We start from the raw sequence: 13700 nt of genomic DNA on the forward strand, positions 1-13700 counted from the left end.
TTCGCTCTCAGGAACGCCGGTTCCACCACACGGCGAAGCCGAGGAAGAAGATCGCCGCGGGCAGCAGCACGACCACGCGGAAGCCGAGCCCGTCGACGTCCTCCTGGGTCATCCGCACGGGGCGCGCCTCGACGCTGCGCCCCGGCAGCTCGATCAGCGCCTCGCGCTCGGTGAGCCAGCCGACGATCGCGCTCGCGAGCTCGTAGTTCATGACCTCTTGGAGCCCGAGGTACTGCGAGTCGAGGAAGTCGGCGTCCCCCACGACCACGACGCGCCCGCCCTCGCGCTCTTCTGCCGCGTCCTCGGTCTCGCCCTCGGGCGCCTCGCCGAGACGCTCGACGCGCGTCGCGACCGCGATCGACACCGGGCCCGCGAGATCCGCGTCGTCGCGCGAGGGCTCGCCGCGCTGGATCATCTGCGCGAGCTCGGTCTCCGCGAACGACGATTCGCTCGTCGAGAGCAGCGTCGTCGCGCGATCGGGATCGACGGGACGCACCGAGCGCGCGATCTGGAAGAGCACACCCGCCGGCGGATCGCGGAACGGGCGGGTGATCGGATGATCGCCCCAGCTCGCCACGAGGTACGGCCCGATCGGCGACGTCGCGCTCTGCGGCAGGAAGCGCGGATCGAGCTCGAGCACGAGCGATCGGTCGATGCGGATCCCGAAGTCTCGCAGCACCTCCTCGAGGCCCGTCGCGGTGATCTGCTCGTCGCGCAGCTCGGGATCGGCCGCGACGAAGAGGTTGCCTCCGCCCTGCACGTAGCTGCGGAGCAGCTCGGCCTCCGCGCTGGAGAACGCGGTGGTCGGACCGACGACGAAGACCGCGTCGCAGTCCTCGGGCACGCGCTCTGCGCCGCGCGTCTCGAACGTCTGGATGTCGAGGTTGTCGCGGCGCATCTGGTCCTGCAGCGCGCCGAGATCGCGCTCCGCGCCGCGGCCGAGCGTCCACTCGCCGTGGCCCTGCGTGATGCAGACCTTCGTCGGGCGCCCTGCCGTGACCTCGAGCAGACCGCCGGTCAGCGCCTGCTCGGAGCGCACGTCGACGCGCGCCTGGCCCTGCTCCATCGCGTCGAGGTCGACGCTCACGAGATCGTCGCGCCCGATCTTCCACTGGCGCTCGCCGCTCTCGAGCACGACCGCGACGTCGCTGCCCAACGTGCCGCCGCCGAGATCGACCTGTCCGAGCCGCAGCCGCTCCGCGAGCACGCGATACTCGCCGGGCTCGCGATCGGGATCGACGAAGTGCAGCGTGATGCGCTGCGACTCGGCGCGATAGCGCTGCAGCAGCTCGCGCAGATCCTGGTAGTTCGGCTCCGCCGACGAGAGCACGAGCCACGCGTCGACGTCGTGATCGAGCTCGTGCAGCACGGCGCGCGTGCGATCCGAGAGCGTGAACACGCCCTCGCTCGTCCAGTCCCACCGCTGGTAGTGGCGGAAGGACAGGTAGTTGCCCATCAGCACGATCGCGAAGACGAGCAGCGAGGCGACGACGACGTTGGTGCGTCCCTCGAAGCGTCGCTTCGACGCGACATCGTCGCGCGCGGTCTTCTCCGCGGTCTCCTTGGGCTCGGGCGTGCGCGTCTTGTCGGAAGTCATCCTTCGTACCTCCGCGCCTCGAGCACGCGCACCGCGACGAAGAGCGCGAGCGCGGTGATCGACAGATCCCAGACGAGATAGCGGGTGTCGACGACGCCGGTCGCGTAGGTGCTCAAGTGGCCCCACACGCTGACGTACTCGAAGATCTCGCGCGCTCCGTCGTCGGGGAAGACGAACTGGCCGAGGCCGATCATGAAGTGGCCCGCGACCGCGAGGAACGTGAGCATCGCGGCGACGATCTGGTTGCGCGCGATCGCGCTCATCAGGACGCCGAGCGCCATCCACGAGAGGCCGAGCGTGAAGAGCCCGAAGTAGGTCGCGCCGAGCGCACCGAGATCGACGTCACCGAAGCGGCTCGTGAGCCATCCGTACATGAGCGTCGGCACGAAGAGCGCGCACCAGAACGTCATCGCGGCGAGGAACTTCCCGAGCACGATCGCGATCTCCGAGACCGGCGCGGTGAGCAGCGGCTCGATCGTGCCGGTGCGGCTCTCCTCGGCGATGAGGCGCATCGTCAGCAGCGGCACGATGACGAGCACGCAGAGATAGAAGAGCGTGGTGCCACCGAAGAACTGCGCGAGCGGGCTCTCGCTGGTCGCGCCCGCGGTGAAGGGCTGCGACGCGGCGAACGCTGCGAGCAGATAGAACTGGAAGCCCATCAGCACCGCCCACGCGGTCAGCACCACGTAGGCGAGCGGCGAGACGAAGAACGAGACGATCTCGCGCTTCGCGATCGTCCACATCGCCCTCACGACGCCGCCTCCTGCTCTTCGGGCTTCTCTGTGCTCGTGCCCGGCTCCACCGCTTCCTCGGTCGTCAGTCGCCCGAACACTTCTTCGAGCGAGCCCACCGTCTCCGGTCGCAGCTCGCGCAGCACGAGGCCCGCCTTCGCGACCGCCGCGAACACGCGCTCCGCGCCCTCACCGAGCTCGTCGACCGCGACGCGCGCCCGCACTCGACCGTCGCCGAGCGTCTCGACGCCCTCGATCGCCCGCACGCCCTCGACGCCCTCGAGCGCCGTGCGGAATCCGTCGCCCGTCGCGCGCGCCTCGATCACCAGCACGTTCCCGCCGGCGATCGCCTGGCGCAGCTGATCGGGAGCGCCCTCGCGCACCACGCGGCCGCGATGGATGATCACCACGCGATCACACGTCGCCTCGACCTCGGGCAGGATGTGCGTCGAGACGAGCACCGTCTTCTTGCCCGCGAGCCCGCGCACCAGATCGCGCACCTGCCGGATCTGGTTGGGATCGAGGCCCGCCGTCGGCTCGTCGAGCACCAGGATCGGCGGGTCCGCCACCAGCGCGTCCGCGAGGCCCACGCGCTGCCGCGTGCCCTTGCTGAGCTGCCCGATGATGCGGTCGCCCGCTTCCTTCACGCTCGCCTGATCGAGCGAGATCTCGACGCGCTCCTTGATGGCGCGCGCCGCCACGCCCTTGAGCTCGGCGCGGTACCGGAGGTACTCGCGCACCCGCATCTCCGGGTAGATCGGGCACGCCTCGGGCATGTAGCCGATGCGCTTCTTCGCCTCGATCGGCTTCGCGAGCGCATCGATGCCGTCGATGCGGATCGCCCCGCCGCTCGGGGCGAGGAAGCCGGTCAGCATGCGCAGCGTGGTGCTCTTGCCCGCGCCGTTGGGGCCGAGGAATCCGACGATCTCGCCCTTCTCGACGCGGAAGGAGACGTCCTGCACCGCGGTGCGCGGTCCGTATCGCTTCGTGAGGTGCTCGACCTCGATCACGGTGCCTCTCGGGTTCGCAGGGATCGGACCTGCTCGCAGCGAGCGAGCGGTGTTGTGCGGCGACCCCGTACAACGCGCGCGCGGAGCAAGCAAGGGCGAGGCGCTGCCGTTTTCTGGACCGGCGATGCGCGACGACGCGAGGCTGGCGCTCGCATGTCGATCGTCGCAGCTGCGATCCTGGTGATGCTCCTCGGGCAGGACCTGCTCGCGTGGGCGAACCGACGACGCTGATCGCCTGAATGAGGCGAGATGGCGCCGCAACGGTGGGACGAACCCGCCGCGGTGCCATGCTATCGTCGCTTCACGCGTCTCCGATCGACGCCCTTCCCCTCCCGGTCGCGGACACCCGCGACGCGAACGGTGCCGTCGCTCCCGCGAAGGTGCCGAAGCAGGCAGCACCAGGAATGGATCCGGAACGCGCGCTGATCGAGCGAGCGCAGGCGGGAGACGCGGCGGCCTTCCGCGAGATCTTCCGCAACCACCGCAGCGACGTGTCGCGCGTGGTGTTCCGCATGATCGGACCGGGCCCGGAGATCGAGGACGTGGTGCAGGAGGTCTTCCTGCACGTGTACCGATCGCTGCGCTCGTTCCGCGGCGAGTCGCGGTTCTCGACGTGGCTCTACCGGCTCGCGGTGAACGTCTCGCGCATGCACCTGCGCAAGGGTCGCTCGAGGCCGCGCTTCACCGACGTCGAGGTTCCGGAGGGACCCGCGGACGGCGCGCCGCACGAGACGCCGGACGTGATCGTCGAGCGCCAGGAGCGTGTGCGAACGCTCTATCGCCTGCTCGATCAGCTGAGCGACAAGAAGCGCGAAGTGCTGGTGATGCACGACTTCGACGGAGTGCCCGCGAAGGAGATCGCGGAGATCGTCGGAGTCCCCGTGCTCACCGTGCGCACTCGGCTCTTCTACGCGCGCAAGGAGCTCTACGCCGCGATGACGGCGGAGCCGAGCCTCGCGCAGGTGATGGAGGTCCTCGTCGCACAGCTACCGGGCAAGCCGCGCTCGAAAGCCGACGACGGGCTCCGCGGTCCGCCCGAGGCGATGGCCGAGGACGAGAGCAGCCGGGAGAGCCGACCGTGACGGGCGAGAGGGAGCACTCGCCGAAGATCGGGGCGCTGCTCGCGCTGCAGGAGCGACGTCTCTCGGCCGCGGGGCGCGCGCGCATCGAGCGGCACCTCGCGGGCTGCGACGTGTGCCGTCAGGCGCTCGCAGCGATGGCGCTCTACGACCGCATCGCCGACGAGGCGCGCGACGAGGCGCCGCCCGAGCTCGACTGGTCGCGGATGGAGCTCGCGCTCGAGCGCGAGGCGAAGAAGGTCGCGGAGACGCTGCGCGCGAAGAAGCGCGACCAGGCGACGAAATCGCGCCGGCCCTGGATCTCGTTGGGTGTCGCGGCGCTCGCGGCAGCGGGTGTGCTCGCGTACGTCGCGACGCGGCCCGCGCCCCAGATCGCGCGGCCGACGCCGCCGCCCGCGCCGGTGATCGAAGCGCCCGCGCCGGAGCCCGAGCCGCCCGAGGTGGTCGCCGAGGCCGCGCCGCTCGCGGCGACCGTCACGCTGGTCGCGGGGCGCGGGGCGCAGGTGATCGCGCCCGATGGAACGGCGCGCGCGGCAGCGGTGGACGACCTGCTCGCCGACGCGACGACGCTGCGCACCGACGACGCGAGCGAGGTCCACGTGCGGCTCGCCGAGGACACCGGCGTGATCGCGTACCCCGCGAGCGAAGCGCTGCTCACGAAGCTGCGCGAGCGCGACGTCGAGATCGATCTGCGCGCGGGCACGCTCGCGGCATCGACCGGCGGGCCGCTCTTCCAGGGCGAGTCGCGCTTCGTGGTGATCGCGTCGGAGCATCGCTTCGCGCTGCGCGTGACGCGCGCCGAGGTCGTGCTCGACGAGGGCGGTGTGGTGCGGCTCGCGGTCGCCGAGGGCGAGGTCGAGGTGCAGCGCCCCGACGGGCGCGTCGAGATCGTGCGCGCGCCCGCGCGCTGGAGCAGCGCCGAGGCGGGCGAGGTGCCCCGCGTGCGCGAGCCGCATGGCATCGCCGACGCGGACGCGGGCACCGGCGTGCTGCGCGTGCGGCACCCCGGGCTCGTGCGCTGGCAGATCGGCGACGTGGAGGCCGAGGGCGCGGGTGAGCTCGCGATGCGCGTGCGCCCCGGCGAGCTGAACATCGGCGGCTTCGATCAGACCGGGCGCGCGTTCCGCACCGTGATCGTCGTCGGCGAGGACGGCGTCGCGCTCGATGCGGCGGATCTGCAGCCGCAGGCGCCGCGGGTGCGCGAGGGCACGCTGCCCGAGGCGGACATCCGCGAGGTCGTGCAGGGCGGCCTGCCGCGGCTGCGCCAGTGCTACGAGCTCGGGATGCGCGAGCGGCCGGACCTCGAAGGACGGCTGACGGTGCGCATCACGGTGGGCCTCGACGGCTCGGTGTCGCGCGCCGAGGTGGTCGGCGGGGACGTGCCCGAGGGCCTCCAGCAGTGCGTGCGGAACTACGCGGAACGATGGACGTTCCCGCCGCCGTCGGGCGGGTTCGTGCGCTTCGACGTGCCGCTCGCGTTCGGCGGGCGGTGAGCCGCACGTCCGATATTTGGATCTGACCGCCCACACGCGCCTACACTGGCGCCATGTTGGGTCGAGGACTGCCGATCATCGGGCGCGTTCTGCTCTGCGCGAGCGCTCTCGCGGGGGGCGCGATGCTCGCGCACTTCACACGTCCCGTCGCGCAGTCGGCGGCGCACGCGATGGTCCGCGAGGACGTCGCCCCACCCGCGCCGGTCGACGAGCCGATCGACGTCGCGGAGATCGCGCCCGAGCCCGACGACGAGCTCGTCGAGCCGCTCGACGGGATGGGCGCGGATCTCCGCGAGGGCATGGTGATCACCGGCGGGACCCCGCATCGGCTGATCCTCTTCACGTTCGACGACGGGCCCGACCATCGCTACACGCCGGGGCTGCTCGACACGCTCGACGCGCTCGGGATCCGCGCGGTGTTCTTCCTGACCGCGCGGCGCTTCGAGGGCACCACGCCGCGCGAGCGCCTCCTCGCCGACATCGCGCGCGACATCGTCGCGCGCGGGCACATCGTGGGCAGTCACACGATGGATCACGTGCAGCTCCCGCTGCTCTCGCACGAAGATCTCGTGGAGCAGGTCCTCGGCACCGAGCGCGTGTTCGAGAACGTGCTCGGCGCGCGACCGTGGCTGATCCGTCCGCCCGGTGGATCGCGCTCGCCGCGCATCGACGCGTGGCTCGCGGAGCGCGGCTACACCCAGGTGCTGTGGAACGTCGGCACCGGTGACTTCCAGGTGCGCTCCAGCGACGACGTGCTCCGCACCTTCACGCGCGTGCTCGAGCGCCGCGAGCGCGAGAACGGCGAGCGCGGCGGGATCGTGCTGCTCCACGACATCCACGAGTGGAGCGTCGAGGCGCTGCCGCGCATCGTGCACGAGCTCGAGCACCGCAACTGCGCGCTGCTCGAGGCGGGCGAGGAGCTCTACGACGTGGTCGACGATCCGCGCCCGTTCTTCACGATGCGCGGCGAGGCGAACGCATCCGAGGAAGCCCCGCCCGCGATGCCCGAGCCTGCCTGGCTCGAGGCGCGACAGGCGCGGCTGCGCGAGGCCGCCGAGGCCCGCTGCGCGCGTCTCGCGATGCGCTGAGTGCTCGTCCCCAGGTCCCGCACGGAAGCGCGCGAAGCGCGCGGGCGGTAGCCACCCGCGGGCGAGCCGATCTTTCGACGGTCCTCGAGGTTCGATCACTCGGCCTGCGCGGCCATGCCGGCGCGCAGGCGCTGCACGAGCATCGCGATCGCGACGAGCACCGCGCCCGCGAGCACGCCCGTCACGAAGTCGATCAACGTCGGCACGGCCCAGGCGAGCGGGCCCGCGTGCGTCGCGAGATCGACGATGTGCTCGAAGCCCGGGATGCCGTGCGTGAGGATCCCGCCGCCGACGAGGAACATCGCGATCGTCCCGGCGATCCCGAGCGCTCGCATCAGCCAGGGCGCGCCCCGGAGGATCCCGCCGCCGATCGCGCGCGCCACGCCGCTCGATCTCGCGCGGAGCGCGAGCCCGGCGTCGTCGAGCTTCACGATCGCGGCGACGAGCCCGTAGACACCGACGGTCATCACCGCGGAGATCGCGACGAGCACCGCGACCCGGTGCCCGAACGACGCGTGGGTCAGCGTGCCCAGCGAGATCACGATGATCTCCGCAGACAGCACGAAGTCCGTGCGCACCGCGCCCTTGATCTTCTCCTTCTCGAACGCGACGAGATCGACCGCGGGGTCCGCGATCGCCTTCTGGTGCGCCGCGTGCTCGGGCTCGTCGCGGTGCGTGAGCTTGTGCCAGACCTTCTCGAATCCCTCGTAACAGAGGAATGCGCCGCCGATCATCAGGAGCGGCGTGACGGCCCAAGGCGCGATCGCGCTGATCGCGAGCGCGACCGGGACCAGGATCGCTTTGTTGACGATCGATCCCTTCGCGACCGCGAAGACCACGGGGAGCTCGCGGTCGGCCGAGAGGCCGGTGACCTGCTCCGCGTTCAGTGCGAGGTCGTCCCCGAGCACGCCGGCGGTCTTCTTGGTCGCGACCTTGGTCATCGTCGCGACGTCGTCCAGCAAGCTCGCGATGTCGTCGATCAGTGCGAGTAGGCTCGTTCCTGCCACAGTCCCTGCAACGTAGCCCCCGCAGCGCACTGCGGCATTGAACCGGCTCGCGCGGCATGGCCCAATCGCGGCCATGAACCTCGCGACCCAGGTCTGCGGACACTGCGGCTTCGAGAATCCGCGCGCGTTCCGTGCGTGTGCGGGCTGCGGTCAAGGACTGGGCGCGGCGCCGAGGCCCAACGGTCGCGGCTATCTCGCGGGCAACGGCAGCGGCGAGCGCACGATCGTCGGGATCGCGCCGACGTCGATCGAGCTCGACGCGGAGCGCACGGCGCTCGTCGGCGACAGCACGCCTCCACCGGTGCACGTGGAGGATCTCGAGCCCTCGCTGGTCGGCCAGCACGACGCGTCGACCGCGATCCGCACCGGCATCGAGACCGCGTTCCGGCGCGGCGTGCCCACGCTCGTCGCGCTCGAGGGCGGCGCGGGATCGGGGCGCACGCGGCTGCTCTTCCACGCGGCCGAGCTCGCGGCGCGCATCTCGCCCGAGGTGCGCGTGATGTACGGGCTGTGCCGCGAGGGCGACGGACCGAACGCGCCGATCTCGCGCATGATCCTCGAGCGCTTCGGCGTGACTCCGTCGAGCTCGCCGAGCGCGGTGCGCGGGCAGATGGCGACGATCGTCGCGGAGACGCTGCGCTCGACCGACGCGATCACGGTGAGCGAGACCGCGCACCTGCTCGGGCACTTGTCGGGCGTGCCCTTCCCCGACTCGCCGTTCCTCATGCCGCTCGAGGATCGGCCCGAGGAGCTGCGGCGCCGCGCGCGCGAGGCGTTCGCGCGCTTCGTCGAGGGCGACGCGAAGCAGCGACCGATCATCGTGCTGCTCGACAACGTGCACCTCGCCGAGAACGACGCGTGGGACCTCTTGCAGGTGATGCTCTCGGTCGACGCGCCGATCGCGGCGGTGATCGCGGGCGAGCCGCCGGTCGGAGATCGCGCGGCGCACCTTCGCGCGCCGGGCGGCGTGGTGTCGGGGCCGATCGCGCCGCTCGCGGAGAGCGAGATCGGATCGCTGCTCCACGTGTTCCTGCCGACGTTGCGCCACGCGGGCGAGCCCGTCGTCGCGGCGCTCGCGTTCCGATCGCGCGGGAATCCCGGCGCGCTGCGCGAGCTGGTGTTCGCGCTGCTCGAGGCCGGGTTCTTCAAGCGCACCGATGCCGGGCTGGTCGCGGACGTGGCGCAGCTCGAGGGCGGTGGGCTCCCGGTGACGATCGAGGACGCGATCGAGGCGCGCCTCGCGAGGCTCGACGATCTCGAGCGCGCCACGCTCGATCGCGCGGCGGTGGTCGGCGAGGTCGCGAGCGATCGCGCGGTGCTCGCGCAGATGCGTTCGGAGCGTCGTCCCCCGGGCAATCGGGCGAACCCGGCGACGCTGTGGCCGGACGACGAGGACGAGGTCGCGCTCGCGACGGCGCTCCTGCGCCTCGAGGAGAAGGGTTTCCTCGAGCGGCTCGAGGAGACGGAGCTCGCGGGCGGTCACGAGTACCGCTTCGTGCACTCGGAGACGCGCCACTTCGTGTATCGCGCCCAGCCGGCGGAGCTGCTCGCGCGGCGGCACGCGACGGTCGCGCACTGGATCACGGTCACGCTCGAGCTGCAGCGCGACGGAGTCGCCGCGATGGCGGCGCCGCACCTCGAGAAGGCGGGCATGGCGAGCCGCGCGGGCCGCGCGTACCTCGAGGCCGCGAAGGACGAGCTCGCGAAGATGCACACGCAGAGCGCGCTGCGTCACGTCGAGAAGGCGCTCGAGCTGATCCCCGCGGACGAGATCTCGCGGCGCATCGATGCGCTGCACGTGCTCGGCTCGCTGCTCACGACGCTGGGCCGCTACGACGAGGCGACGAGCGCGTTCGCAGAGATGCTCGAGGTGAGCTGGCGCGTCGGCGCGCGCGGCAAGGGCGGCGCGGCACTGAACCGGATCGCGCGCGTGCACCGCATGCGCGGCGAGGAGGAGCAGGCGCGCGCGCTGCTGATCCGCGCGCTCGAGCTCTTCCGCTCGGCCGAGGATCTGCGCGGCGTCGCGAGCACGCTCGACGACCTCGCGCAGGTCGAGCGACTGCGCGGCGATCTCGAGAGCGCGCTGAACGCGGCGACCGAGGCGCTCGCGATCCGTCGCGGGCACGGCGACGCGCGCGGCGAGGCGGTCTCGCTCACGACGCTCGGTCTGATCGAGCACGCGCGCGGCAACCTCGATCTCGCGGAGCAGAGCTTCCGCGCGGCGCTGGAGATCCGCGAGTCGATCGGCGATCGCGCGGGTGTGATGCAGTCGTTCAACACGCTCGGCATCGTGTCGTTCGAGCGCGGCGACGCGGATCGTGCGGAGGCGGCGTGGCGCGCTGCGCTGCAGGAGGGCCGCAAGATGGCGGACCGCCGCACCCAAACGTTCGTGCTCAACAACCTCGGTGAGGCGCTGGGCAAAGCGGGGCGCGTCGAGGAAGCGCAGGCGAGCCTCGAGGAAGCGCGCGCGCTCGCGCACGAGCTCGGTGATCGTCGCGCGATGGCGGAGATCGAGCGCAACCTCGGGCTCGTCGCGCTGCGGCGCGGTGACGAGCGCGCGGAGTCGATCCTCGAGCGCGCGCTCTCGATGGCCGAGGAGTACGGCGCGAAGGAAGCGATCGCGCTCGCGCATCGCGCGGTGGGTCAGCTGCGCGCGGAGACGATCTTCGACGCGACCGGGCAGATCGATCGGCGCGCGGAGGAGAGCTTCCTCGTCGCGATCGATCTCTTCCGCGAGATCGGGAACGAGAAGGACGCGGCGCGCGCGCTCTCCGATCTCGGCCAGCACCTCGTCGAGCGCGGCGATCTCGACAGCGCGAAGGAACGCCTGCGCGAGGCGCGCGCGATCATGCGGCGCATCGGGCTCGCGGAGCTGGAGCGCGTCGAGCGGACGCTGCTCGAGCTGGGATGAGGCAGAGGCTCGCGATCGCGGTGATCGTCCTCGGGGGCGCGGCGATCGCGGGGCTCGCAGCGCGCGGCGTCGCGTCGGATCTCGCGACGCCGCGTGATCTGCACGAGCGCGAGTACGTGGGGTCGGGCGAGTGCCGGCGCTGTCATCCGGTGCATCACGAGTCGTGGAGTCGGACGTTCCACCGCACGATGACGCAGGACGCGCGCACGCCGGGCGCGGTGCTCGGTGCGTTCGACGGTCGCAGCGTCGAGTACGGCGGGATCACGTCGCGCATGGAGCGCGATGGCGAGCGCTTCGTGATCACCAGCGAGCGAGATGGCGAAGCGATCGATGAGGTCGAGATCGATCGCACCGTCGGATCGCATCGCTACCAGCAGTACCTCGCGCGTCGTGGTGACGCGTGGTGGCGCCTGCCGATCGCGTGGGACGTGGCCGAGCAGCGCTTCGTCCACATGAACGCCGCGTTCCTCACCGCCGATCCCGAGGGGCTCGAAGAGGGCGCGATCGCGCTCGCGGATCATCGCCGCCACGTCACGCGGTGGAACGACAACTGCGTCTTCTGCCACAACGTCGCGCCCGATCCCGGGCTCGATCCGGTCACCCAGCGCTTCACGACCGAGGTCGCGGAGCTCGGCATCGGATGCGAGGCGTGCCACGGCCCGGGCAGCGAGCACGTCGCGCGCAACCGCGATCCGCTGCGCCGCTACGTGCTGCACGGGAGCGACGAGCCGGACCCGACCATCGTCTCGCCCGCGCGCCTCGATCCTGCGCGTCGCGCCGATCTGTGCGGGCGCTGTCACGGGCAGCGCATCACCGACGACGTCGACGCGTTCCTCGCGCATGGCGATCCCTTCGTCCCGGGCGACGATCTCGCGCTCTACTCGAGCCCGCTCTGGCACGACACGGTGCTGTCCGAAGGGACGCTCGCCGAGCGCGAGGGCGTGTTCGCCGCGCGATTCTGGGGCGACGGAACGCCGCGACTGACTGCGTACGAGTACCAGGGCCTGCTCCAGTCGCGCTGTGCGAGCGAGGGCGCGCTCACGTGCACCGACTGCCACGGCATGCACGACGGTGATCCGCGCGGACAGCTGCGCCCGAGCGTGCGCGAGGGCGACGCGATGTGCGCGGGCGCGTGCCACGCCGAGCTCGTCGATCGCGCCGCTGCGCAGCAGCACGCGCGTCACGAGGACGTTCGCTGCGTCGACTGCCACATGCCGCGCATCGTGTACGGCGTCCGCGACGTGCACCGCAGCCATCGCATCGACGTGCCGCGTCCGGTCGAGGACGCGGAGGCAGGACGCGCCGATGCGTGCACGCTCTGTCACCTCGAGCGCGACGACTCGTTGCTGACGACGGGCGTCGGTGGGGATCCAGTGCAGCGCGCCGTGATCGCAGCGGCGGCGGGACGCGAAGAGAGCGCGACGCCGCGCTCGATGCGCCTCGGCGCGCTGCTCGCGACGATGCGCGACGATTCCTATCCCGCGATCCGCCACCTCGCGTGGCGCAGCGTGCGCGCGCTCGTTCCGCTCGATGCGAGCGCGTTCACCGCGACCGATCCCCGCGACGCGCGCATCGCGGCGGTCGCGCGCATCGAAGCGATGATCGACGAGCCGATCGACGCGCCCTCTCCCGAGCAGCTCGCGTCGCTGCGCGCTCGCGCGCGCGACGTCGCCATCGAGATCGGCGAGTGACGCTCCAGGAACGACGGCGACGCGCGTGCCGCCGCGTCGGATGGACCGCGCTGCTCGCGTGGGCGCTCTTCGGGCTCGCGCTCGAGGCGATGCACGGCTTCAAGATCGGCGCGTACCTCGACGACGCGCTCGCGCGCGAGCTGCTGGTGCTCGCGCACGCGCACGGCGTCGGGCTCTCGCTCGTGGTGCTGGTGTTCGGCGAAGCGGGCACGCCGCTCTTCGATCACGGCGATCACGGCGCGATGCGCGCCTTGCACATCGGCGCGCTGATCGTCCCGCTCGCGTTCGCGCTCTCGTCGATCGCCCATCCCGAGGGCGATCCCAACGTGATCGTGTGGCTCGTCCCGATCGGCGCGGTGCTCGTGATCTACGCGATCGCGCGCGCCGCCCTCGCGAGCTGGCGTCAGGGCAGCTCGACGAAGCCCCAGGACTCGTAGACGCGCGCGTAGTCGTTGTCGGTGGGATCGCCCACGTCGTAGAGCCAGCCGCCCCACGCGAGCACCGCGAGCGACACCGCACCGACGAGCGCGCCCACCGCGATCGGCCGCGCACGTGCTCCGACGCGCGGCACCCGCACGCCGAGCAGTCGCGCCGCGCGCGAGAGCCCGAAGAGCGTGTGATAGAGGCCCGCGCTCCCGAGCAGGAGGAAGTACGGATAGAAGAACACCGGCTGCCACCACAGCGCGAACGACACCGAGGGCCCGCCGGTCACGATCCCGTACGCGAGCGCGATCCCACGCTCGGCCGCGACGTGCCCGACGATCACGGTCGCGAGGAACCATCCCGACCAGCGATGTGCTCGCGCCCACAGGTCGGGCTTCGCCGCAGTCGCGCGTCGCCGACGACCGAGCGCGAGCATCACGCCGACCGCGACGTGCACGACGAGCGGCACGAGCATCACGCCGATCTCGATCAGCGGGTGCGTGTAGATCGGCCGCAGCCACGACGCCGTCGCGTCGAACGCACCGGGGATCGGGGCGAGCAACACGTTGCCGAGGTGCACGAGCGCGAAGATCGCGAACGTCGCACCGGAGATCGCCTGCACGAGGAGCAGGCGCTTGCGAGAACCTTCCATTCCCCCTCCACGCTCGAG

At 71.7% G+C, this 13700-nt stretch carries 11 protein-coding genes; 6 read left to right on the forward strand and 5 right to left on the reverse strand.

The window, feature by feature from the left end:
* Positions 1-7: 7 nt before the first annotated feature.
* The 3 genes from I5071_RS14175 to I5071_RS14185 are packed head-to-tail and all read right to left on the reverse strand — an operon-like array spanning position 8 to position 3338.
* The gene (locus I5071_RS14175; RefSeq protein ID WP_236605981.1) at positions 8-1597 is read right to left on the reverse strand and encodes a GldG family protein; all 1590 of its coding nucleotides are present in this window, start codon (positions 1595-1597) and stop codon (positions 8-10) included.
* A complete protein-coding gene (locus I5071_RS14180) occupies positions 1594-2340 on the reverse strand; it encodes an ABC transporter permease (protein WP_236607642.1) in 747 nt (248 codons plus the stop codon). The genes I5071_RS14175 and I5071_RS14180 overlap by 4 nt, the downstream gene beginning before the upstream one ends.
* 5 nt (positions 2341-2345) lie before the next feature.
* Positions 2346-3338 carry an ABC transporter ATP-binding protein gene (locus I5071_RS14185; protein WP_236605982.1) on the reverse strand — a complete coding sequence of 331 codons (993 nt, stop codon included), beginning with the start codon at positions 3336-3338 and terminating at the stop codon, positions 2346-2348.
* 404 nt (positions 3339-3742) lie between these two features.
* Here I5071_RS14185 and I5071_RS14190 point away from each other — a divergent pair, with 404 nt between their 5' ends.
* From I5071_RS14190 to I5071_RS14200, 3 genes are read left to right on the forward strand one after another with little or no spacing between them, the layout of a single operon-like run.
* The gene (locus tag I5071_RS14190) at positions 3743-4420 is read left to right on the forward strand and encodes an RNA polymerase sigma factor (RefSeq protein WP_236605983.1); all 678 of its coding nucleotides are present in this window, start codon (positions 3743-3745) and stop codon (positions 4418-4420) included.
* Positions 4417-5910 (forward strand): AgmX/PglI C-terminal domain-containing protein, encoded by a 1494-nt coding sequence (locus I5071_RS14195; RefSeq protein WP_236605984.1) that lies wholly within the window; start codon positions 4417-4419, stop codon positions 5908-5910. Before I5071_RS14190 ends, I5071_RS14195 begins: the two co-directional genes overlap by 4 nt.
* A 53-nt stretch (positions 5911-5963) precedes the next feature.
* Positions 5964-6998: a polysaccharide deacetylase family protein gene (locus I5071_RS14200; protein ID WP_236605985.1), complete on the forward strand. Its 1035-nt coding sequence runs from the start codon at positions 5964-5966 to the stop codon at positions 6996-6998.
* Positions 6999-7093: 95 nt separating this feature from the next.
* Here the strand turns inward: I5071_RS14200 and I5071_RS14205 are convergent, their stop codons facing one another.
* On the reverse strand, positions 7094-8005 hold the full coding sequence (locus I5071_RS14205; protein WP_236605986.1) for a DUF808 domain-containing protein: 912 nt from the start codon (positions 8003-8005) through the stop codon (positions 7094-7096).
* 73 nt (positions 8006-8078) lie between these two features.
* Between I5071_RS14205 and I5071_RS14210 the strand changes: the two genes are divergently transcribed.
* From I5071_RS14210 to I5071_RS14220, 3 genes are read left to right on the forward strand one after another with little or no spacing between them, the layout of a single operon-like run.
* Complete coding sequence (locus tag I5071_RS14210) at positions 8079-10916, forward strand: tetratricopeptide repeat protein (protein WP_236605987.1); 2838 nt, start codon at positions 8079-8081, stop codon at positions 10914-10916.
* Positions 10913-12607 (forward strand): ammonia-forming cytochrome c nitrite reductase subunit c552, encoded by a 1695-nt coding sequence (locus I5071_RS14215; RefSeq protein ID WP_236605988.1) that lies wholly within the window; start codon positions 10913-10915, stop codon positions 12605-12607. The genes I5071_RS14210 and I5071_RS14215 overlap by 4 nt, the downstream gene beginning before the upstream one ends.
* Entirely contained in the window at positions 12604-13044 is a 441-nt protein-coding gene (locus tag I5071_RS14220) for a hypothetical protein (protein ID WP_236605989.1), read from the forward strand. Before I5071_RS14215 ends, I5071_RS14220 begins: the two co-directional genes overlap by 4 nt.
* On the opposite strand, the gene I5071_RS14225 is transcribed toward I5071_RS14220, so the two are convergent.
* On the reverse strand, positions 13011-13682 hold the full coding sequence (locus I5071_RS14225) for a hypothetical protein (RefSeq protein ID WP_236605990.1): 672 nt from the start codon (positions 13680-13682) through the stop codon (positions 13011-13013). The genes I5071_RS14220 and I5071_RS14225 overlap by 34 nt on opposite strands.
* Positions 13683-13700: the final 18 nt, after the last annotated feature.

This window comes from Sandaracinus amylolyticus, assembly GCF_021631985.1.
GTDB classification, from domain to species: Bacteria; Myxococcota_A; Polyangia; order Polyangiales; family Sandaracinaceae; genus Sandaracinus; species Sandaracinus amylolyticus_A.